This is a genomic window from Methanoculleus sp. (assembly GCF_030019085.1).
Lineage (GTDB): Archaea > Halobacteriota > Methanomicrobia > Methanomicrobiales > Methanoculleaceae > Methanoculleus.
The window spans coordinates 13,683-33,516 of record NZ_JASEFJ010000009.1 but is presented as its reverse complement, the minus strand read 5'-3'; the positions used below and the strand labels follow the sequence as shown (position 1 = coordinate 33,516).

21 protein-coding genes are annotated in these 19,834 nt (G+C 60.8%); 6 read left to right on the top strand and 15 right to left on the bottom strand.

The features are described 5' to 3' along the window. Positions 1-50 precede the first annotated feature (50 nt). From rpl12p to QMC91_RS05535, 8 genes are all read right to left on the bottom strand, one after another. Complete coding sequence (rpl12p, locus tag QMC91_RS05570) at positions 51-365, bottom strand: 50S ribosomal protein P1 (protein ID WP_300236572.1); 315 nt, start codon at positions 363-365, stop codon at positions 51-53. A gap of 26 nt (positions 366-391) precedes the next feature. Further along, entirely contained in the window at positions 392-1,417 is a 1,026-nt protein-coding gene (locus QMC91_RS05565) for a 50S ribosomal protein L10 (RefSeq protein ID WP_300236569.1), read from the bottom strand. Continuing rightward, positions 1,417-2,058 (bottom strand): 50S ribosomal protein L1, encoded by a 642-nt coding sequence (locus tag QMC91_RS05560; RefSeq protein WP_300236566.1) that lies wholly within the window; start codon positions 2,056-2,058, stop codon positions 1,417-1,419. The genes QMC91_RS05565 and QMC91_RS05560 overlap by 1 nt, the downstream gene beginning before the upstream one ends. Before the next feature lie 51 nt (positions 2,059-2,109). Then, a complete protein-coding gene (locus tag QMC91_RS05555; protein WP_300236563.1) occupies positions 2,110-2,586 on the bottom strand; it encodes a 50S ribosomal protein L11 in 477 nt (158 codons plus the stop codon). A 148-nt stretch (positions 2,587-2,734) separates the two neighbouring features. Then, a complete protein-coding gene (locus QMC91_RS05550) occupies positions 2,735-3,208 on the bottom strand; it encodes a transcription elongation factor Spt5 (protein ID WP_300236560.1) in 474 nt (157 codons plus the stop codon). 5 nt (positions 3,209-3,213) lie between these two features. Beyond that, positions 3,214-3,420, bottom strand: a complete 207-nt coding sequence (locus QMC91_RS05545; protein WP_300236557.1) for a protein translocase SEC61 complex subunit gamma — start codon at positions 3,418-3,420, stop codon at positions 3,214-3,216. A 9-nt stretch (positions 3,421-3,429) separates the two neighbouring features. Beyond that, positions 3,430-4,527: a cell division protein FtsZ gene (gene ftsZ, locus QMC91_RS05540; RefSeq protein ID WP_300236554.1), complete on the bottom strand. Its 1,098-nt coding sequence runs from the start codon at positions 4,525-4,527 to the stop codon at positions 3,430-3,432. Then, positions 4,524-5,837 carry a D-aminoacyl-tRNA deacylase gene (locus QMC91_RS05535; RefSeq protein ID WP_300236551.1) on the bottom strand — a complete coding sequence of 438 codons (1,314 nt, stop codon included), beginning with the start codon at positions 5,835-5,837 and terminating at the stop codon, positions 4,524-4,526. Before QMC91_RS05535 ends, ftsZ begins: the two co-directional genes overlap by 4 nt. Here QMC91_RS05535 and QMC91_RS05530 point away from each other — a divergent pair. From QMC91_RS05530 to QMC91_RS05520, 3 genes are read left to right on the top strand one after another with little or no spacing between them, the layout of a single operon-like run. Continuing rightward, the gene (locus tag QMC91_RS05530; protein WP_300236549.1) at positions 5,827-6,105 is read left to right on the top strand and encodes a hypothetical protein; all 279 of its coding nucleotides are present in this window, start codon (positions 5,827-5,829) and stop codon (positions 6,103-6,105) included. The genes QMC91_RS05535 and QMC91_RS05530 overlap by 11 nt on opposite strands. After that, the gene (glp, locus tag QMC91_RS05525) at positions 6,102-7,304 is read left to right on the top strand and encodes a gephyrin-like molybdotransferase Glp (RefSeq protein WP_300236546.1); all 1,203 of its coding nucleotides are present in this window, start codon (positions 6,102-6,104) and stop codon (positions 7,302-7,304) included. Before QMC91_RS05530 ends, glp begins: the two co-directional genes overlap by 4 nt. Next, on the top strand, positions 7,298-9,160 hold the full coding sequence (locus tag QMC91_RS05520) for a molybdopterin biosynthesis protein (protein WP_300236658.1): 1,863 nt from the start codon (positions 7,298-7,300) through the stop codon (positions 9,158-9,160). Before glp ends, QMC91_RS05520 begins: the two co-directional genes overlap by 7 nt. Here the strand turns inward: QMC91_RS05520 and QMC91_RS05515 are convergent. Continuing rightward, the gene (locus QMC91_RS05515; RefSeq protein WP_300236543.1) at positions 9,087-9,569 is read right to left on the bottom strand and encodes a TIGR00725 family protein; all 483 of its coding nucleotides are present in this window, start codon (positions 9,567-9,569) and stop codon (positions 9,087-9,089) included. The genes QMC91_RS05520 and QMC91_RS05515 overlap by 74 nt on opposite strands. A gap of 500 nt (positions 9,570-10,069) precedes the next feature. On the opposite strand from QMC91_RS05515, the gene ileS reads away from it, so the two are divergent. Further along, entirely contained in the window at positions 10,070-13,252 is a 3,183-nt protein-coding gene (gene ileS / locus QMC91_RS05510) for an isoleucine--tRNA ligase (RefSeq protein WP_300236540.1), read from the top strand. Here ileS and QMC91_RS05505 read toward each other — a convergent pair. Both QMC91_RS05505 and QMC91_RS05500 read right to left on the bottom strand, forming a co-directional pair. Further along, on the bottom strand, positions 13,235-13,969 hold the full coding sequence (locus tag QMC91_RS05505) for a tRNA(His) guanylyltransferase Thg1 family protein (RefSeq protein WP_300236537.1): 735 nt from the start codon (positions 13,967-13,969) through the stop codon (positions 13,235-13,237). The genes ileS and QMC91_RS05505 overlap by 18 nt on opposite strands. 36 nt (positions 13,970-14,005) lie before the next feature. Next, complete coding sequence (locus QMC91_RS05500) at positions 14,006-14,275, bottom strand: PRC-barrel domain-containing protein (protein ID WP_300236535.1); 270 nt, start codon at positions 14,273-14,275, stop codon at positions 14,006-14,008. A gap of 51 nt (positions 14,276-14,326) precedes the next feature. On the opposite strand from QMC91_RS05500, the gene QMC91_RS05495 reads away from it, so the two are divergent. Continuing rightward, a complete protein-coding gene (locus QMC91_RS05495; RefSeq protein WP_300236532.1) occupies positions 14,327-15,460 on the top strand; it encodes a CBS domain-containing protein in 1,134 nt (377 codons plus the stop codon). Between the two features lie 126 nt (positions 15,461-15,586). Here the strand turns inward: QMC91_RS05495 and QMC91_RS05490 are convergent, their stop codons facing one another. From QMC91_RS05490 to QMC91_RS05475, 4 genes are read right to left on the bottom strand one after another with little or no spacing between them, the layout of a single operon-like run. Then, positions 15,587-16,321 (bottom strand): DUF1614 domain-containing protein, encoded by a 735-nt coding sequence (locus QMC91_RS05490; protein ID WP_300236529.1) that lies wholly within the window; start codon positions 16,319-16,321, stop codon positions 15,587-15,589. A 31-nt stretch (positions 16,322-16,352) separates the two neighbouring features. Further along, complete coding sequence (locus QMC91_RS05485) at positions 16,353-16,952, bottom strand: fibrillarin-like rRNA/tRNA 2'-O-methyltransferase (RefSeq protein WP_300236526.1); 600 nt, start codon at positions 16,950-16,952, stop codon at positions 16,353-16,355. Next, positions 16,949-17,812 carry an RNA-processing protein gene (locus tag QMC91_RS05480; protein WP_300236523.1) on the bottom strand — a complete coding sequence of 288 codons (864 nt, stop codon included), beginning with the start codon at positions 17,810-17,812 and terminating at the stop codon, positions 16,949-16,951. Before QMC91_RS05480 ends, QMC91_RS05485 begins: the two co-directional genes overlap by 4 nt. Before the next feature lie 35 nt (positions 17,813-17,847). Continuing rightward, the gene (locus QMC91_RS05475) at positions 17,848-19,059 is read right to left on the bottom strand and encodes a tripartite tricarboxylate transporter permease (protein WP_300236522.1); all 1,212 of its coding nucleotides are present in this window, start codon (positions 19,057-19,059) and stop codon (positions 17,848-17,850) included. A gap of 90 nt (positions 19,060-19,149) precedes the next feature. Here QMC91_RS05475 and QMC91_RS05470 point away from each other — a divergent pair, with 90 nt between their 5' ends. Next, a complete protein-coding gene (locus QMC91_RS05470) occupies positions 19,150-19,833 on the top strand; it encodes a uroporphyrinogen-III synthase (RefSeq protein ID WP_300236519.1) in 684 nt (227 codons plus the stop codon). The last annotated feature ends 1 nt before the right edge of the window (position 19,834 follow it).

Sequence of the window (19,834 nt, the reverse complement as noted above, 5' to 3'; positions counted from 1 at the left end):
AGAACGTGCGAGAGATAATGAAAAGAACACGACAAAAACAGGGAAAAAGTTTAGCCGAAGAGGGCCCCGAGACCGGCAAGACCGCTCTCCTCGTCCTCTTCCTTCTTTGACTCTTCCTTCTCCTCTTCCTCTGCAACCGGTGCAGCAGCAGCCGGAGCCGCAGCGGGTGCTGCAGCGGCGACAGGTGCAAGGGCGGCCTTGTTGATGGCCTCCTCGATGTTCACACCCTCAAGCGCAGCGACAAGCGCCTTCACGCGGGCATCCTGGACCTGGACACCGGCGGATTTCAAGACAGCAGTCACATTCTCTTCAGTAATTTCCTTGCCTGCGTTGTGCAGGAGCAGTGCAGCGTAGATATACTCCATATTTGATTCACCTCGTTTTTGAAATATCAGCCGAAGAGGGCCCCGAGACCGGCAAGACCGCTCTCCTCGTCCTCTTCCTTCTTTGACTCTTCCTTCTCCTCTTCCTCTGCAACCGGTGCAGCAGCAGCCGGAACCGCAGCGGGCACGGTAGCGGCAGCAGCCGTTACCGCTTTCAGGGTCTCCTCGTCAAGGTCGAACCCGTGAGCCTGCGCCGCGAGCGCCACAGCCAGCATATCGCGCCGGGCGCGCCCGATGATCAGGTCGATGATATCCTTCTCGTAGATGCCCGCCTCGACGCCGATGTTCCGCGCCTCACTTACCGCTCTGCCAATGATGGCCCCAATGGTAAGCCTGGTCGGGATTGCAGCGTTGACCGAGAGGTTAAACGCCTGCCTGGCCGCGAGCGCGATATTGTTCGCGTAGGCCTCCTCATCGATTGCAAGCATCTCCGGCGTGAAGACACTACCGTGGTAGTACGCAGCCTGAAGGGCAAGCCCGACATCCATCGGCTTGATCCCGAGTTTCGAAAGCGCCTCGGCGACCTTCCGGTTGATGACCTCACCCTTCTTCACGACCGTCTTCGTCTCACGAATCTTGACCTTGCCACCCTCGATGACCGCGGGTATGCCCACCTGCTGGAATTCGCCAACGATAGGGCCTGGCTTGAAGGTGGTCGGGCCCTTCTGAACAACGATATCCTCGGGCGCAATCTCTCCGGGCTTCGCGGCCATCTTCGTCTTGGTCTTCTCAAGCAGTTTAAAGAGCCTGAAAGGATTCTCGTTTGTGAAGATCAGGGCACTCTGTCCTTCAAAATGCTCGTTTAAGTCTGCAACGCTGCCCTCGAGTTCGTTCAGGGCTCGCTCGATGAGCGTGTTGCGGGACATCTTCACAGTCGCTGTGCCGCGGAGGTTCCGCCGGATATGCTGCACCTGCGAGGCGGGGATACCGTGCATATTCACGATACCGACGACCGAGTGCTCCTTGATGCCCCGCTTGATCTCCTCTACTTCATCTCTCTTCCACCGGGGCAGATGGTGCGTATAGAGTGCCATCAGACCACCCTCACTGCCGGCCCCATAGTTGTCTTCACGTAGACCGAGTGAATATTCATCGCCCCACTCTCCAGCACGGACTCAACCCTTCGGAGAATTGTATCGATGTTCTCAGCGATCTCCGCCGGATCCATCGCGGTGGTCCCGACCTTGGTGTGGAAGACCTTCTTGTCCTTCGTCCGGACCTTCACGGAACTCCTCAGGCGCTGAACGATGGGCCGGATATCGGTTCCCTGCGAGATCGGCATTGGCATCTTTCCGCGCGGACCAAGCCGGACACCGAGATAACGACCTACGAGAGGCATCATTGCCGTCTCAGCCAGGAAGAACCTGTATTCATCCGCAATCTTGCGTGCCTCCCGGGGTTCGCCCCCGAGCCGTTCGATATCCTCAGGACCCAGGATGAGGTCGACTTTGGCCTCTTTCGCCTGCGTGACGATGTCCCCCTTCCCGAGAACAACGATCTTGACGTTGTCAAAACCGTGCGGGAGGTGAATCGTCTCATCGATACGGTTCTTTGGCTGAGACATATCGATATTCCTGAGGTTGACGGTGAGATCCACGCTCTCCCTGAACTTCCGTTCCGGAGCCTTCTCCAGTGCCGTCTTCACGGCTTTCTGTATAGTGGTTGTGTCAACCATCCTTTGCCTCCATAGTACACGACCTCACGATCTTCTATGGTTGTCTGACATCTATGCGACGAGTACGTCGTCATACTCCCCGTTATTGATGGCCTGGATCACGTCCCGGGGCTTCTTCCCCTCGATGTTTACACCCACACTCATGCACGTTCCGGCGACCTCTTTGACCGCCGACTTCAGGTCGTACGAGAGCATACCATCAAACTTCATACGGGCAATACGGACGACGGCCTCCAGCGGCAGATCCCCCGCCACCAGTGTACCCGGCTCAGCCGAACCCTTCTCGATACCGGCCTCTTTCTTGATAAGCGCCGCGGTGGGCGGAATACCCACCTCGATCGTGAAGTTCCGCTTATCGTCGACAGTGACCGTCACCGGCACCTGCATGCCGTTGAATTCGGCCGTCTTTCTGTTGATCTCGTCAACGACAGCCTTCACGTTGATACCGAGAGGACCGAGCGCGGGCCCGAGAGGCGGGCCTGCAGTTGCCTTGCCACCGGGTACCAATACCTCGACCGTTTCTGCCATACAAATTCACCAGCTTATTCCTCAGGGGAATAGTTGCCTGGGTTATCTAAGGTTAACCTGAGAGGATTTAAAGTACAGGGCACGACCCACGGACAGCGGGCAGCCGTGGCATCTCCTGCACCATAAAAAAAAAGACAGGGGTCCTTCTTCAGGAAGCGTCTTCAGAGCGTTCCACAACGCGAACCGAGTCGCCCCTGACGGTGATCGGGATTGGAACCATGCTCTCGTAGAGTTCAACCGTGATCTCTTCCTTCCCGGAATCGATACGTTTTACAACCGCTTTCTCACCCTTGAACGGGCCGGCTATTATCTCGACGATCGTCCCCTCGGTAATGCCGCTGACAACCGGCTTTGGCACCAGGAAGTGTTCCACCTCGTTAAGCGAGGTCGAACCGCGCACAACCGCGCGCGCATGGGGGATCAGTTCCACCAGCTGCTCCATTCGGGCAAGGGAGTCCGGACTCTCCACAAGGACGTAGCCTTTCAGTTCCTCCGGGACCATGACGGCCGTCACACGGATATCCTTCTGCTCCCTTATCACCTTCTCTATATTGTCGGCTACCGTCCGCTCCTGCTTGGCGGTTGTCTTGACCGCGTAAACCCTGTTTTCACTCTCCGCCATATCCATCATCTGGGCAGTAGCAGCATTATCTCGTATATTATAAAGCCAACAAGGCCGATGAGCAGGATACCTGCCGCCGATACTATAGCGATCTTGGTGAACTCATCACGGGTAGGTCTCCGTGCCAGTTTCAGCACGCGCCAGTACTTCTTGAAGAGTTCCTCCTCGATCTTGAACGACTTTACGCTCTCAAGCGTCTCCTTATAGTCCATATTAACGGCTCACTTCAGGAAGTCTATCTCAAACTGTCTCATCGTGCGAGGCATACTCTTCTCGCTTCTACCATATATTTGTGGTGACCGGACACCGGTGACCACGAGAAGAGTCCGCATCTTGCCCTGCATCTCAGGGTCAACCTGCGCCCCCCAGATTATGCGGGCATCAGGATCGATCCGGTCATATACCTCCTGGATGACGCCTTCCGCCTCGGCCATCGTCATATCGGGGCCACCGACGACGTTGACGAGCGCTGCGGTTGCACCGGAGATATCGACATCGAGGAGCGGGGAACGCAGCGCCTTCTTGACCGAATCCGCGGCCTTGTCCTCGCTGTCGCTCTCACCCATCCCGATCATAGCGACACCTCCACGCTCCATGACCGTCCGGACATCGGCAAAGTCCAGGTTCACAAGACCGGGCATAGTGATCAACTCGGTGATCCCCTTGACCGCCCGCATCAGCACCTCATCGGAGACCTTGAAGGCAGCATGGAGCGGGAGACGGGGCACGACCTCGAGCAACCGGTCGTTCGGCACGACGATGACGGTGTCCGCCACCTCACGCAGGCGCTCAAGCCCTGCTTCCGCGTTCTGCATCCGGATAGCACCTTCCGCAGTGAACGGCAGAGTGACCACCGCGATGGTCAACGCACCCTCGTCTCTGGCGGCTTTTGCCACAATAGGCGCAGCACCGGTACCGGTGCCACCTCCGAGGCCGGTGGTGATGAAGACCATATCGCAGCCCTGAACAGCGCGCCTTATATCGTCCTCGTTCTCGAGGGCAGCCTCCTCGCCGACCTGGGGGATCGAGCCTGCGCCAAGACCACGTGTTCTCTGCCGGCCGATCAGGATTCGAGAATCGGCACGCGTCCGGACAAGGTGCTGGGCATCGGTGTTGAGGGCGATCAGCCTTGCACCGTTTATGCCTTCTTCCCACATACGGGTCACAGTGTTCGAACCACCACCACCGCACCCGATGACCGCGATCTCGGTCCGGAGTTCCATGAGGATCTCTTCGAGATCCCTGTCTACCTCCGGTGGTTCAGCAACGCGCTGCTCCGCCCCCGCCCGTGAAAGAGCTTCTTCTACGATGGATTTCATAAGTATCTCTCCAATCCCGGGATGTATATCCGTTTCACGCTGGTTGTCTGCACCGTATCGGGCGTGATCCTCCGCCCCTCGATCTCAACCGCTTCTCCACCGGCAAGCCTGGCATAAAGCGGCCCCTCTGGCACCCCCTGCCTGCGCGCCTTCTCAGGGTCAAACCGCACCTTGCGGAGGACGAGGTGATCACCCTCGATAACAGCATTCTCACAGATAAGTAGGAGTTTTATACACTGGGTAGTTATATCACTTGCGAGTCGGGACGAATCGTGCTCAAAACAGATGAACGTTGATGAGACCTCTGTTGAGCCCTGCGAGATATGGGCAAGGGGTAATCCCTCAAGCGCCTCAAGAAAACCCGATCTGCTGGATTTGAGTGCCTCTCTGACCAGTTCCGGGGCAACCTGAATCGCAACAGGCCTCCCTTCACCTCTCATGTTGTGGATGTGAACGCGTGAGCCCCTGGCGATCTCTTCAGCGAGACCCCTGACCTCGAGGTAGGTTGACCACGCGAGGCGCGAGGCCTCAAGGATCTCAGACTCGGTGAGGAGGGGAAGACCGGCGCTGGCAAGCATCCGTTCGATCCGCTCGCCCTGATCGGTGGATACCGATTTTCTGTCGATGTAGGCTGCCACCGCACCGCTTGCGTCCCGCATCCTATGGAGGGTGGCCGCATCAACGGCATCGATCTCGCGGCCCGGCACGATGTGGCCAAAAGCGGCGCGGGATGAGAGGGCGATCCCGGTCTGCCGGACGGCGTAGTGCGTTCCCCCGAACCCGATCAGGTTGATAGTCTCTTCCGGCACGGCGGAGAGTATGCTCTCTGCCACCGCACGCCCGGCAACGGGGTCGGCCCACTCTGTGGCCGCAGACCCTATCTCGACGAAGAACGAGGGGGTTGAGAGTTCTGTCGGGCCGTGGTGCGTAACCTCGTAGGAGACACGGTAGCCCGGCGGAGCGCGGGCATCAAGGTTCCGGAGTACGGCGTGCATCCATGCCGTGGCCGCAGGGGCGAGGTGGCCGGGTTCCCCGCCAAGGTCTGCACGCCCGTAGTTCCCGGTCACATGAACCGTGAGGGCGGGCATCGGTCGGACGCTCGAGTGCCGGGAGATAAAGATGATCAGGTCGGCACCGATCCCGGCGTCGATCCCGTCCTGGTGGATCAACCGGCCATCGACCTCCAGGAGGTCCAGGTCGTGAGCCTCCGCAAGCGGCCAGTGCCCGCCGGATTCAAGCAGATTCTTGAGATTGTTCCTTATGTTAACTCCTGCAGTGTCCTGTTTTGAGTTTACCAGCGTGATCTGCATCGGAGATATCTGGGTTGTGGAGGTGCTAAATGGTAGTGCCCGCGTAGTAAATCCTATCTTCATGCAGGCAAACGATCTGGGTACCATGGATGAGGAAGCTGTACGGAGAGCATTCGAGGCCTACGGTATAACAGACGAGATCACCTGTCCACAGGCCTTCGAGATAGCCGAGAGATACAACATACCAAAGATGGATATCGCGCGCTATTGCAACCAGCACGAACCGAGAATAAAGATCCGAGGGTGCCAGTTGGGCTGCTTCAGATGAGCCTCTTTCTTGAGGTCGTATCCGTCGATACGGCCGTGGAGACGGTTCGCAGGATCGCTCCTCCGGCGGGCTGCGAGGACGTTCCGCTTGAGGATGCGCTCCACCGCGTGCTTGCAAAAGACGTATGCGCCGATATCGATGTTCCGGGGTTTGACCGCTCAACAGTCGACGGCTACGCGGTCACCGCGGCCGATACAATCGGAGCCTCCGAAGCCATACCGGCGATGCTCCAGTGCCTGGGAAGGGTCAGTATGGGGAGCACCGATCCCGGGTGCATCTCCCCGGGGTCGTGCCGCTACGTCCCGACCGGTGGCGCACTCCCGGCGGGTGCAAACGCGGTTGTGATGATCGAGAACGCCGAAGAGCTCGGTGACGATCTCCTGGTTCACCGGCCCGTGGCGCCCGGCGAGAACGTGATCTTCCGGGGGGAGGATTTCAGAGCGGGGGAGGTTGTCCTGGAGCGTGGCCGCGTCCTCACGCCGAGGGAGATCGGCGTCGCCGCGGCGGTCGGGGCAGACAGGGTAAGCGTGGTTATGAGGCCGACGATCGGGATCATATCCACCGGGAACGAGGTCGTCCCCATTACAACGACGCCGGAACCCGGGCAAGTGCGGGACGCAAACTCATACCTTGCGGGCGCGTTTGTAACGGAGCGTGGCTGTCAGCCGGTATACTTCGGGATCGTCAGGGACGACCGTGCGGCGTTGAAGCAGGCGGTCACGGCGGCACTTGAGCGGTGCGACGCCGTCCTGATCTCCGGCGGGTCGTCAAAGGATGAGAGGGACAACACCGCTGCGGTCGTCGCGGAACTCGGCGAGGTGCTGGTGCACGGGATCGCCCTTGCCCCCGGGAAACCAACCATCATAGGGACGGCAGGGGGAAGACCGGTCATAGGGCTGCCGGGGCACCCGGCATCAACATTCGTTGTGCTCGTCGCCATCGTGGATCATCTGATTGCAGGCATGCGACAGACCACCGTCACCCGCCGAACCGTCCGGGCCAGGTTGACGCAGAACATCCCATCCGCGCGGGGGAGGGAGGACTACGTCCGGGTCAGCCTTGATGACGGCATGGCGACGCCGATCTTCGGGAAGTCAGGGCTCCTCAACACCCTGGTGCAGAGCGAGGGGCTGGTGCGGATCCCGGCGTCGAGCGAGGGGCTTGAGGTCGGCGAGGAGGTCGAGGTGATCCTCTGGTGAGACGCTACCTCTCGGTCATATCCCTTGAAGAGGCGCGGGCGCTGGTGGAAAGGTCGTTTCAGGCCGTTCCACGGGTTGTCCGGGCACCTGTGGGAACGGAACTGATAGGCCGGGTCACCGCCGAACCCATATTCGCCAGGTTCTCGGTCCCCGCGATTCATATCTCGGCGATGGACGGGATAGCGGTCAGGAGTGCCGATACAGTCGGGGCCAGCGAGCAGCACCCGGTGACCCTCCCGGATGCTGTGCCGGTCAACACTGGCAACATAGTCCCGCCCGGATACGACGCTGTGATAATGATCGAGGATGTCTGGGTCGAGGGGGAGACCTACACCATCCGTAAACCAGTCAGCCCCTGGCAGCACATCCGCCCGGTCGGCGAGGATATAGCCGAATCGGAGATGATCCTCCCGCGGGGACACCGGATACGGCCACACGAACTCGGAGCACTTGCAAACTACGGCGTGACCGAGGTTGCGGTCAAACACCTGCGGGCAGGGCTGATCCCCACCGGGAGCGAACTCGTGCCCCCCGGCAGTATGCCACCGCCCGGGAAGGTCATCGAGAGCAACACGCTCCTCGCCGCTGCCATCCTCGCCGGGGCAGGGGTGGAGGCCTTCCGTTACCCCATCGTCCTGGACGACTACAACGCCATAAAGGACGCTGTCAGGCGTGGCGTCGAGGAGAACGATATCCTGCTCGTATCTGCGGGGTCGTCGGCCGGGACGCGGGACTACACCGCCGACGTCATCCAGGATCTCGGAGAGGTGCTCGCACACGGTGTGGCCATCAAACCGGGGAAACCGGTGATCATCGGCAGAGTAGGGGATAAACCGGTGATCGGGCTCCCGGGCTACCCGCTGGCTGCGACGACGGTGATGCGCGAGATCGTTATGCCGCTCGTCGCACGATACGGTCTACCCGTCCCCAGGCCGGAAGGTCTTACCGCCCGGTTGACAACGAGTCTCCACTCGGATATCGGGACGGACGAGTTCGTCCTCCTCTCGGTAGGGAGAGTCGGGGATCGCTGGGTTGCGGTCCCGCAATCCCGGGGCGCAGGGATCCAGATGAGCGCGGTGCGGGCGAACGGCTACATGCAGATCCCGGCACCGAAGGAAGGTGTCGAGGCGGGGGAGATGGTGGACGTCATGCTGACCGTTCCGCGGGCGGAAGCGGAGGAGGCGGTGCTCATAACCGGGAGCCACGATCCATCACTCGATCACCTTGCCGACCTTGCCCGGCCGCGTGGCGTCGATCTCCACTCCACCCACGTCGGGAGCATGGGCGGCGTGATCGCCCTGAAGAAACGCGAGTGTCACGCTGCACCGATGCACCTCCTCGCCCCCGACGGCACATACAACACCCATTACCTGAGGCGCTACGTCCCTGACGCCGACCTCGTGCTCCTCTGCGTGGCGGAACGCCAGCAGGGAGTCATCTCCCGTGAGGGTCTGGGGTTTGATGACCTGCCGGGGCGGCGGTTTGTCAACCGGCAGAAGGGGTCGGGAACGCGGGTGCTCCTGGACTACCATCTGGCAGAGCGGGGCATTGATCCGGCCTCCATCCCCGGCTACGACCGCGAGGTTACGACGCACCTTGCGGTGGCGCTGGCCGTGAGGACGGGGGAGGCGGATGCCGGGATGGGCGTCTACAGTGCCGCAAAGGCGCTTGACCTGGCTTTTGTGCCGGTGGCAACGGAGCGCTACGAACTTGCGATGCACCGTGAGATGCTCGACGACCCGCGGGTCGCGGCCCTGATGGAGACGGTCTCCTCGGAGACGTTCAAACAGATCCTCCGCGATCTGGGGGGTTACGAGACCGCTGAGACTGGCGTGCTGCGCGAACTGCGAGGTTGACCGCTTCTTCAGGTCTGGAGCAGGCAAACACCCCCTCAATATTCCAGGTGCTAAGCCCGAAAACCGGTTTCCCCGTCTTGAGGGCGATGGCGATCTCCGAGAGGGTGCCGTAGCCCCCGCCGACGGCGATCACCGAGTCGGCCGAGTTGACAAGGATGACGTTCCTCGCCTGCCCCATCCCGGTGCGGATGACCAGATCGAGGTATGGGTTCCCATCCCCGGTGTCCGGGAGTATCCCCACCGTCGTCCCGCCGGCCTCTTTTGCCCCTCTGCAGGCGGCCTCCATCACCCCTCCAAGCCCGCCGCAACAGACGGTCCCGCAGTTGCCGGCGATTAAGTGACCTGCGGTCATTGCCGTTTCGTACTCCTCCGCGGAGCAATCTCCTCTCCCGATGACTGCGATCTGCATGGAGAAGTCTTCTGGCCGGAGGGATAAAAAAAGGCGGTGAGTAAAGGGGGGGTGTGGTGTTGGTCGACGAAAGGCCGTATTCCTGGAGACCTGAATGGACAGGGGAAGGGGACGCCGCGTCAGCCCCTCCCCGGATGGGGCGATTCTCCAGCTGTACGGTGTCCGGGAGGAGATTCCACCACGTTCCCATAGAAACCTTCTCCAATACCCCGTCTCCGTCCCCCATGCACGGCCTTCAGGGCCAATCACCACGCACTGCCCGCCTCCTTGAGGGGGCGGGGGGTAACCAGAGGGTGGAGACACCGTCCTGGAAACAGACAGAGACAGAATCCAGCGACAGGAAGTGAGAATCGTCTCTTCGTTCTCGCTGAGATCCCCCGTATCTCTTCTCCACTCGCAGGCAGGAGGCTCAAGCCCCGCCCCGGCGCCCAGTCGCGCAAAACGCTTTCACCCATCAGGGACAAAAGGTACACCAGAGTGCTGACCATGAGGGATACGAGGTGAAAGAGATCACCGGCAGTTATAACCCGCAGGAGATCGAGGCAGATGTCCAGGATTACTGGAGACGGGAGAAGATCTATCCACGCGTCCGGGAGATGCGAAAGGATGGAGATGCGTTCTTTTTCGTCGACGGGCCGCCCTACACCACCGGCAACATCCATCTCGGCACCGCCTGGAACAAGATCATAAAAGACACCATCCTCCGCTACCACCGGATGCAGGGCAAAAACGTCATCGAGCGGGCAGGCTACGACATGCACGGTCTCCCGATCGAGGTGAAGGTGGAGCACCAGCTCGGGTTCACCTCCAAGAAGGATATCGAGGATTACGGAATCGCCGCGTTCATCGAGCGGTGCCGGACGTTTGCGGTGACTCACATGGTGATCATGAGCGAACAGTTCCGCATGCTTGGCGTCTGGCTCGACTTTGATGACCCCTACCAGACCATCAAGAAAGAGTACATCGAGTCCGCCTGGTGGACAATCCAGCGGGCGGATGAACGCGGACTCCTGGAACGCGGGCACCGTGTCGTGAACTGGTGCCCCCGTTGCGAGACAGCGATCGCCGACTCCGAGGTTGAGTACTGGGACGAGACCGATCCCTCCATTTTTGTCAAGTTCCCGGTCGCCGGGCGCGAGAAGGAATACCTGGTCATCTGGACAACCACACCCTGGACGTTGCCGGCGAACGTTGCGGTGGCGGTCAACCCTGCGTTCACCTACGCGCGTGTGGCGGCAAAGAAGGACGGACAGGAGGAGATACTCTGGATCGCCGACGACCTCGTCGAGTCCGTCCTTAAAATGGGGCGCTACCAGAGTTACAACGTTCTTGAGCGCCATAGCGGGACCGAACTCATCGGAACAGAGTACACCTCCCCGCTCGCAAGGGAAGTCCCCCACCAGGCCGAGATCCAGCATCGTGTCGTCGCCGCTGATTTTGTCGAACTCGAGAACACCGGTCTCGTCCACATCGCACCCGGGCACGGGTGGGACGACTACCTGATCGGCATCCGGGAAGGGCTTGAAATCTTCTGTCCTGCCGATGCCGGGGGCTGTTTCACCCCCGAGGCGGGGGTTTTCGCGGATATGTACGTCCGGGACGCAAACGATATAATCATCGAAGCGCTCGGCAGCTCCTTGCTCGCCCGAAAGTCGATCACCCACCGATACGGTCACTGCTGGAGGTGCAAGACCCCCATTATCTACCGCGCAACAGCGCAGTGGTTCCTGAAGGCCACGGAGATCCGCGATGAAATGCTCGAGGAGATCGCCGGGGTGAAGTGGTATCCCCCATGGGCGGGGAGCGCCAGGTTCCACGACTTCGTCAAAGATTCGCGCGACTGGTGCATCTCCCGACAGCGCTACTGGGGTATCCCGATCCCCATCTGGCAGTGCGAGCGGTGTGGAAATTACATCGTCATCGGCACCATCGCTGAACTCGAGGAGCGGTCGGGAAAGGAGGTCACTGACCCCCACCGGCCCTACGTCGACGAGATTACCATCCCGTGCACCTGCGGCGGCGAGATGCACCGGGTTGTCGATATATTTGACGTCTGGTTCGACTCGGCGGTCGCCTCCTGGGCGACCCTCCGGTTCCCCCGCGAGCGTGAGAACTTCGAGCGTTACTGGCCGGCGGACTTCATCACCGAGGGCCAGGACCAGACCCGGGGCTGGTTCTACTCCCAGCTCGGCGCAAGCACCGTGGCGTTTGGCCGCGCACCTTACAAGAGTGTCCTGATGCACGGGTTCGCACTCGATGCCGAAGGCCGCAAGATGAGCAAGAGTTTCGGGAACGTTGTGACCCCGGAAGAGGTCATTAAGCAGTTCGGCGTCGATGTTCTCCGGTTCTACGTCCTCTGGGCAAACGCCCCCTGGGACGACCTGAAGTTCAACTGGGACAGCGTGAAGACCATACACCGGACGCTCAACATCCTCTGGAACGTCTACCGGTTCCCGTTCACCTACATGGAACTGGACATCTTCAGCCCGGCATACACCTATGGCGAACCGTGGGACGGGACATTCGTCCGTGCCAATATCAACAATATGCCAGACGAAGACCGCTGGATCCTCTCCCGCGTAAACTCGCTTGTCAGGACTACCACGACGGAGATGCAGGACTATAACCTCCATAAGGTGACACGGGCACTCGCCACCTTCATCCTGGAGGATCTCTCCCGCTGGTACGTGCAGATCGTCCGACCCCGGATGTGGCTGGAAGAAGACACACCAGAGAAACTTTACGCCTACGAGACCTTTTACTACGTCCTGCGCCGCCTGGTCGCGCTCCTTGCACCGTTTGTCCCCCATATCACGGAGGAGATCTACTGGAACCTGCGCCTGGATAGCGACCCTGAGAGCGTCCATATGCTCGACTGGCCGGTAGCAGACGAGCACCTCATCGATCAGGGGCTTGAGTCCGCCATGGAGATCGTCCGGTCGTTCGATGACGCGGTGGCCACCGCCCGACAGGCAGGGAGACGGAAACTCCGCTGGCCGGTCGCTGAGACGGTGGTCGTCACAGAAAGAGAAGAGATTAAGGCGGCCATTAAGGAGTTGAACGAACTCGCCAGGACCAGGGCCAACAGCCGCTCCCTCCGGGTTGTCACCGGAACGTGGGATCGAATCCTCTGGAAAGCCGAACCTGTTATGCGAGCCATCGGCCCGGAGTTCGGGAAAGAGGCGCCGAGGGTCAAAGCACTGATAGAGCAGGCTGACGGCACCGCGCTGAAGAACGCCATTGAGCGGGACGGAAAGGCCAGGCTCGACGGCTACGAGATCGAGGCGCGCCACGTCACCTTCTCGGAATCCCTGCCGAACGGCGTCTTTGCCGCCCCCATGAAAGACGCCACGGTCTACGTCGATGTCAACCTCACACCTGACCTCGAGGCCGAAGGATACGCCCGCGAGGTTATCCGGCGTATCCAGGAGATGCGACGCCAGCTTAACCTCAACGTCGACGAGTTCATCGTCGCGGACGTAAGTGTCGCCGACGACCGGGTGGCATCGCTCATAGAGGACGAGAGGTGGCAGAAGGAGATAGCCGGCGAGGTGCGCGCGACCGGTCTAAGCATCCACCACGGCGATAGCAACCGGCCCGCAGAAGAGACGTTCAGCCTTGAGAAGACCTGGGACGTGGAGGGCGTGCAGATGCGGATCGGCGTCTCACGCGCCGGTGAGTGACCGGATCAGGGCCTCACCCTCCGGGCTGGAGAAGAGGGGCGTCTCCACCAGTTCCCGGACACACCTCCGCGTGGCCAGGACGGTCTCCCCCGTCACCGGGTTATACCCCTCCTTCACACAATCTTCCCGGTATATGAGCGTCCCGCGCCTCTGCCAGGCGGGCGTCACCGCCAGGTTGAGACCGCGCTCAAACATCATCTCATGCATCTCCTCTGAGCGCATCCCCCGGAGCACCGCGGCAGCCTGTCGCGATGTCATGCCATCCTCGATCAGCGCGCTCTGGCAGTAGGCGTTGATGTGGTTACGCCAGGCCTCGTTCTGTCTCGAAACGAGATACTCAATCGCAAAATCTCCGGCTGCCGGGATCGTCCGGGCATCGAACGCAATGGGCTGGCTGCAACCAACCTCGATCGTTAGTTTGCTCGCCGCGACCGCAGCGGTCACGGAATCGAGTTTCTCAACCCGCCCGGAGAAGGGCAGCATATCGAAGTAGAGGCTTATCTCGTCGGAGAAGGTGTATGCAAAGACCGGGGAGAGCCCGCTATCCGTGAGGAGGTAACGGCAGACCGCCCGCATGTTCGCGCTGAAGGAGGGGTCAAACGGTTTTTTGAGGTTAAGCGCACGTGCCAGTCGGTGGAATGCACGGCCGTCGAGCCTGACGAAAACCGGGGGGAAGATGGTCAGGTTTGAGAAGATCTCCCGATCTCTGATATCCATATCTATGGGCAGACATTATCCGGACGGGCCGGGGAATCACGATTGCTCTTCCTTTGCCGGCGACCTGAAGAGCCCCGGGATGTGACGGACGATGATGATATCCCCGACGCTCTTTACGATGCGGAAGGGGATCTGCAGCCCGTTGTAGCCCTTCACCTCCCCGATCTCGGGGTTGAGGTCGCCGATCGCGAGGGCGGCTATCTTCTTCTGGTCAACGTCGAGCACAACATCGTCAACATTCCCGATAAAGACAGCCCTGTCGGTGTAGACCGGCAATCCGAACATCTCTGTGACCTGTGTTCTCATCGGTATCCTCTGAAGGTATATTACTATAAATGATAAAAAGATACTCATTTTATGGAAACGTCGCTACAGATAGGGAACATCGCTGGAATACCAGTCAAAATACACTGGAGTTTTCTCCTGGTGATCCCGTTGTTTGCCTGGATCATCGGGAGCCAGATCGTGCTCACGACCCAGTTGATAACGATCCTCTTCGGTGTCCCGATCGATGTGACGCTGATCGAAGCAGGGTTTAACCCATACATTCTCGGAACCGTCATCGCACTGGGCCTGTTCTTTGGCGTGTTTGTCCACGAGGTGGCCCATTCGCTCATCGCGAAGGCTAAAGGGATCAAGATCCACAGCATCACGCTCCTCATCCTGGGCGGGGTATCCCAGATGGAGGAGGTCGTGCCGGACCCGAAGGTGGAACTCCCGATGGCGCTTGCCGGGCCGCTCACGAGCCTGGCGATAGGTATCATCTGTAGCGCCCTGGTCTACGTCTTCCCCACCCTCCCTGACCCGGCCGTCGCCGGTGTCCTGGTATTCACCTTCGGCTACCTGGGGATCTTAAACGTCCTGCTCTTCGCGTTCAACCTGCTCCCGGCGTTCCCGATGGACGGAGGGCGCGTCTTGCGGGCGTGGCTCGCCCGGCGGATGCCTCTCTCCCGTGCGACCAAGATCGCTGCCGACGTCGGCAGGGCGTTTGCGGTCATCTTCGGAATATTTGGGTTCCTGATGTTAAACCCGATCCTGATCATCATCGCCTTCTTCATCTACATCGGCGCAAACCAGGAGGCCACATTCCTGCGCTACTATATCCTGTTGCAGGACGTCACTGTGGCAGACGCTATGAGCAACTCCGTCAGCACAGTGGAACCAACAACCCCGCTACCCCGGTTGCTGGAACTTATGTACGAGACGAAGCATCTCGGGTTTCCGGTGGTGGAGCGAGGGAATCTCGTCGGGATTGTTACGCTCAGCGACCTCCACAAGGTCTCACCGATCGACAGGGAGGCGATGCAGGTACGTGACGTCATGACACCCAATCCCATAACTCTCCCGCCATCGGCACCGCTAATCGACGCCCTGCGGATCATGACCGCCCAGGGCATAGGGAGGATCCCGGTCGTGGAAGGCGACACCCTTGTAGGGATTGTAACCAGGACGGATCTGCTCAGGGTTATGGAACTGCGAGAGAAGGGATAGAGGGCAGACTTATTCTAATGACAACCCATACCTTTGCTGGAACTGCCCCCCCTGTGATCCCAAAACAACTCAGCCGAATTGCTCTCTGAAGGTTTTACAGAACAAGGGGTTTCAAAGGGAGCCCCATTATGCCAGGAACGCCGCGATTATCCCCGTCAGGAATATTCCATCAAACGTCCCCGCACCCCCTATACTTGCCATCGGTGCCCCGAGCTCCGCGATATGATGGAGATTCAGCAGATCCGCCCCGATGAGGGTGCCTAGCGTCCCGCTCACATAGGCGATGATAACCGGCGCACCCGAAACGCCGCCCACAAGGAGCGGGAGGACCAGCGCCGCAAGGAGCGCCGCAAGCGGCGGGATGAAGATCGGTGTCGCGATCCCGAGTCCCGGCACAGGCCGGGCTACAAGTTTTGTTACGACCGTCACGATCGCGACCCCGAGAAGCGCGAGCCAGAGGATCTGGAACCCGCCGGTGAGCTGGATCGACTTATAGAGCAGGTAGAGCGATATCACGATCGGTATAAGGGCGCCGCCGACGTTTATCGCAAGGACTGTCCGCTGCACCGGCCGCGAGATACGGTAGAGGCGGCCGTAGATCGCGACGTATCGGTCGTAATCGGGAGTCATCGGCCGGCTCTCCAGCGTCCTCACCGGTATGTTTATAAAACTTCCCAGAAGCGTCAGGAAGAGTATGAGGAGCGCCTGCTGCCAGGAGAACCCAAGCCTCGTGAACGTCGCTCCGATCGCCGTCACGAAAACCAGGGGGAAGATGAGGATGGCGAATATGAAAAGCCCGATCAGCACGAGGAATATTATGATCAGCAGCGGCGAGAATGGGTTGAAGATGACCCTGTCCATGTGAGTCTCTCGCCCTCCCGGCTAATATATGCTACGCCCGCGTGCAGACGATCGCGGCGTGATCATGGTGATACGGCTCAAGCCACCGCGCCTCCACAACCTCAAGGTGGCGCTCAAGCAAGGCCAGCGTCTCCTCAAGCACCCCGGCCGGGTCCCTTCGAACATCCACGCTCCTTGTCTTTAACATCAGGATGAACCGGCCACCTGGTTTCAGGAAGACCAGGTTCCGTTTCGCGATCTCGACCTGGTCAGGCTGCGCCACGTCCTGGTAGATCAGGTCGACCGCCTCCATGAACGGCGCGTACTCCTCCGGACGGCTTGCGTCGGCCATTATCGGGACGATCCTCTTTCGCCGGCGGGCGACCTCAAGGAGGTCCTGCATCGGCCGGGGTGCAAACTCCACGGCGTAGACCGTCTCAACATAGTCGGCAACGTGTGAGACTGTGGTCCCGTTCGCCGCTCCCAGGTAGAGCACCCGCATCCAGGGTTCGAGGTCTATCCCGCCTCCGAGGGCATAGAGCGCCGCAAGTTTGCTCCGGTAGGGGTCCCAGACCCTGTAACCATCGAGCGTCCGCTCACCATACACCCCCGCCTCGCCGGGCGAGACCAGGACGTTCCCGATCCAGATCATGCCCTCGCCCCCGCCTCGTCGATCCGGGCCTGGGCCCCCTCGATGAACGAGGGCACCAGTTCGCCACGGTAGTAGTCTATTCTGGCAGCGATTGCAAGTTTCGCCGCAAGCACCCGGGCCACCCGACCCCGCACCTCTTTGGGGGCGTTGTGGACCCTGCGGTGCTGAAAGATTATCCCGTGTTTTGGCGGCGGCGAACCCCCCCGGAGGTGCGAAAACAGCGCCTGCTCCGAGCCGAGCACCTGTATGGTGCTCCCCGGCATCCTGGCAAGTTCAGCAAGCCCCCCGGCCCTGGAGAGGAGACGGGCCGCGACCAGCCCCCCGATGAGGGCGCTCACATTCGGCATCACCAGATCGGCCATTGCGGAGACCTCCCGCATCAGCCGTCTCCTCACCTCCGTGAGCCGCTCGATCTCGCCTGCAACCGCCGCAAGCCCTCCGTCTGCTCCTCTCCGGATCATCTCAAGCATCTTCTTTGCCGGCAGGGAGCGGTACTTCCGGGAGAACGAGGGGTCGGTGACCTGGTACCACTCGGCGGCACGTTCGGAGAGGAGATTGATGACGTTATCGAGTTCGTCAAGCATCCGCACCATCTGGAGGAGAGCGACGTCCCGCTCCTGGTATGATCGGGCGATCTTATGCCGGGCAATAATCATGCAGACCGAACGGAGGAGGGCGATGTACTCCTCCCGCGTCCCGACAACTCCGCAGTCCCTGGCGACCTCCCAGTTGATCGGGGTATACGACTCCATATCGGCGCGAAGGCCGGACGCCCGTTCCGCGAGCACGGCCGGATCGGTGCCTGCAGCCCGGCAGCACCCATCTTCATCGAGATCCCCGAACCAGTAGCGCTGCAGCATGGTTAGGGTACTTGCGCCCCTGTCGTATAAGAGGCTCACGCCAGGCCGAAGGAGTAGACCATCACCGGAAGCATGATCGCGCCCATGCAGTAGACCCGGCGGATGTTGACCAGCGCCGGGACGCAACCGACCGCCGTTGCCAGCAGGAGGACGAGGATCCCGAACGGCCCGCAGAGGAAGAATGAGAGCAGGACGATGAAGCCTATGACAGCGCGGTTAAGCGCCGTGACGTTCACCCCGGAGAAGATGCCGGCGGTACGCGAGAAGAGGATCGTCAGGAGGTATGCCCCGACCGCGGCGAGCGCCCCTGCGAGGAGGATGGCGGTTGCCGGGGGCATATCCTCAAGCGCCGAGATGGCCGCCATCACCCCGTTTCGCGTCCGGGATATGGCGTAGAACGCCGCAAGCCCGAGAAAAGCGTTCACGGTGTTTGCAGCGCTCGTTGCCAGGATGTACTCGCGGGGGTTTGAGTCGTAGCCGAGAACCGAGGTCAGGAGGGCGTTTGCAGTGGCGTTCGATAGCCCTGGAAGCCAGCCGACGAGAGCGCCGGCAGCTGAACCGAGGATAGACCCGCGCCGGAGAGCACCGGGCGGGAGGTCAAGCCCCTGGAAGTGCTGCTCTGGCATCTCCCCCTGCGACCCGCCGAGGAGGACAGATACCCCGAAGAGGCCAGAGAGGAGAGGCATCAGCACCCCGGACTCGCCGCCCGTCGACCAGGCCAGAAAGGAGTAGCCCAGCGCAAAGACTCCAAGGATCCCCGAGACCACAAAGACGGCAAGCGCCCAGCCCGGCGACTCTGAGACCACGACGAGGTAGCCTCCCACCGCCAGTATGAGGAGCCCGATCCCCCAGTCGATCGCCGGCTGGAGCGCGGGGAGGAAAAGGACAAACCCGAGCGCGAGGGGGAGGGAGAGAGCAACCCCGACAGCGCTCCCGAGGGCAGATATCCTTACCGCCTCCTCTCCCCGCCCATCGAGGCAGAGGGCGTGAGCAGGCAGGACGGCAAGCGATGTCTCTGCGTCGGGGACCCCGAGGAACGTGGCCGGGACGTTGTCGAGGAACGTATGCGTGACGAGTGTGGCAAACATGGCGGAGGCAACGACCACAGGGTCGAACCAGGCAAGCAGTAATGCCTGGAGCGAGAGTAAAAGGCCCGCTATCGTGTTTGCATGTACGCCTGGAACAAGACCGCTCACGGCGCCGCAGAGTAGGCCAAGGACGGTCCCGAGCACGATACTGAAGAGCACGCTTATCCATGGTCAGATTGAGCGGGGATAAACCAACCGGATTTCTTCTCCCGATACAGTCATATTCCACCGGGACGAAGGTTGTAGCGAATGAAGATCGCCATCACCCGCCTCGAGGATAAGGCAGCGGGCGACCGCGCCCTCTGCGTCAAATACGGTCACGACTGCTACACAGTCTCACCGTTACGGGCTGAGTTGCGCCAGGAGAGGATCGATGCCTTTGTCGAGGCCGTCCACCGCGGTGAGTTCGACTGCCTCTTCTTCGCAAGCGCCCTCCCCGCCGCGCTGATCGCACCGAGACTGGAACGATGGCCCAGGGTGATAGCGATCGGCCCAAAGACCGCCGGGGTCCTCCGCGACTCCGGGATAGAGGCGGAGGTTCTCCCCTCGTTCTACTCCCGGGAGTTTGCTCCCTACCTTGGCGACTGGCTCCGCGGCCGGACGGTCGGGATCCCGCGGGCCGACGTCCCGAACCCCGGGCTCATTGAGGCGATCGTCGCCGCCGGCGGGGTGGTTCGGGAGGAGCGGGTCTATGCTCTCGTCCCAACGGGAACCGAACTTGCGGTTGAGGGTGCCGACGCTCTCCTCTTTACAAGCGCCATGTCTTACCGGGAGGCGCGGTGGCAGCCTCGTGACGACCTACTACACCTTGCCATCGGCGAGACCACCGCAGATGCGATGCGGGCAGGCGGACACCCTCCCGCGGTCGTCGGTGACGGGTCGCTCGCAGGAACCCTTGGTGCACTGAACCGCTACATCGTGGAAGGCCGGTGAT

What these genes read in the sequence shown, in the direction of transcription:
- rpl12p (WP_300236572.1), bottom strand. Translation starts at nt 365, where the DNA reads ATGGAGTATATCTACGCTGCACTGCTCCTGCACAACGCAGGCAAGGAA.
- QMC91_RS05565 (WP_300236569.1), bottom strand. Translation starts at nt 1,417, where the DNA reads ATGGCACTCTATACGCACCATCTGCCCCGGTGGAAGAGAGATGAAGTA.
- QMC91_RS05560 (WP_300236566.1), bottom strand. Translation starts at nt 2,058, where the DNA reads ATGGTTGACACAACCACTATACAGAAAGCCGTGAAGACGGCACTGGAG.
- QMC91_RS05555 (WP_300236563.1), bottom strand. Translation starts at nt 2,586, where the DNA reads ATGGCAGAAACGGTCGAGGTATTGGTACCCGGTGGCAAGGCAACTGCA.
- QMC91_RS05550 (WP_300236560.1), bottom strand. Translation starts at nt 3,208, where the DNA reads ATGGCGGAGAGTGAAAACAGGGTTTACGCGGTCAAGACAACCGCCAAG.
- QMC91_RS05545 (WP_300236557.1), bottom strand. Translation starts at nt 3,420, where the DNA reads ATGGACTATAAGGAGACGCTTGAGAGCGTAAAGTCGTTCAAGATCGAG.
- ftsZ (WP_300236554.1), bottom strand. Translation starts at nt 4,527, where the DNA reads ATGAAATCCATCGTAGAAGAAGCTCTTTCACGGGCGGGGGCGGAGCAG.
- QMC91_RS05535 (WP_300236551.1), bottom strand. Translation starts at nt 5,837, where the DNA reads ATGCAGATCACGCTGGTAAACTCAAAACAGGACACTGCAGGAGTTAAC.
- glp (WP_300236546.1), top strand. Translation starts at nt 6,102, where the DNA reads ATGAGCCTCTTTCTTGAGGTCGTATCCGTCGATACGGCCGTGGAGACG.
- QMC91_RS05515 (WP_300236543.1), bottom strand. Translation starts at nt 9,569, where the DNA reads ATGCAGATCGCAGTCATCGGGAGAGGAGATTGCTCCGCGGAGGAGTAC.
- QMC91_RS05505 (WP_300236537.1), bottom strand. Translation starts at nt 13,969, where the DNA reads ATGGATATCAGAGATCGGGAGATCTTCTCAAACCTGACCATCTTCCCC.
- QMC91_RS05500 (WP_300236535.1), bottom strand. Translation starts at nt 14,275, where the DNA reads ATGAGAACACAGGTCACAGAGATGTTCGGATTGCCGGTCTACACCGAC.
- QMC91_RS05495 (WP_300236532.1), top strand. Translation starts at nt 14,327, where the DNA reads ATGGAAACGTCGCTACAGATAGGGAACATCGCTGGAATACCAGTCAAA.
- QMC91_RS05490 (WP_300236529.1), bottom strand. Translation starts at nt 16,321, where the DNA reads ATGGACAGGGTCATCTTCAACCCATTCTCGCCGCTGCTGATCATAATA.
- QMC91_RS05485 (WP_300236526.1), bottom strand. Translation starts at nt 16,952, where the DNA reads ATGATCTGGATCGGGAACGTCCTGGTCTCGCCCGGCGAGGCGGGGGTG.
- QMC91_RS05480 (WP_300236523.1), bottom strand. Translation starts at nt 17,812, where the DNA reads ATGCTGCAGCGCTACTGGTTCGGGGATCTCGATGAAGATGGGTGCTGC.
- QMC91_RS05470 (WP_300236519.1), top strand. Translation starts at nt 19,150, where the DNA reads ATGAAGATCGCCATCACCCGCCTCGAGGATAAGGCAGCGGGCGACCGC.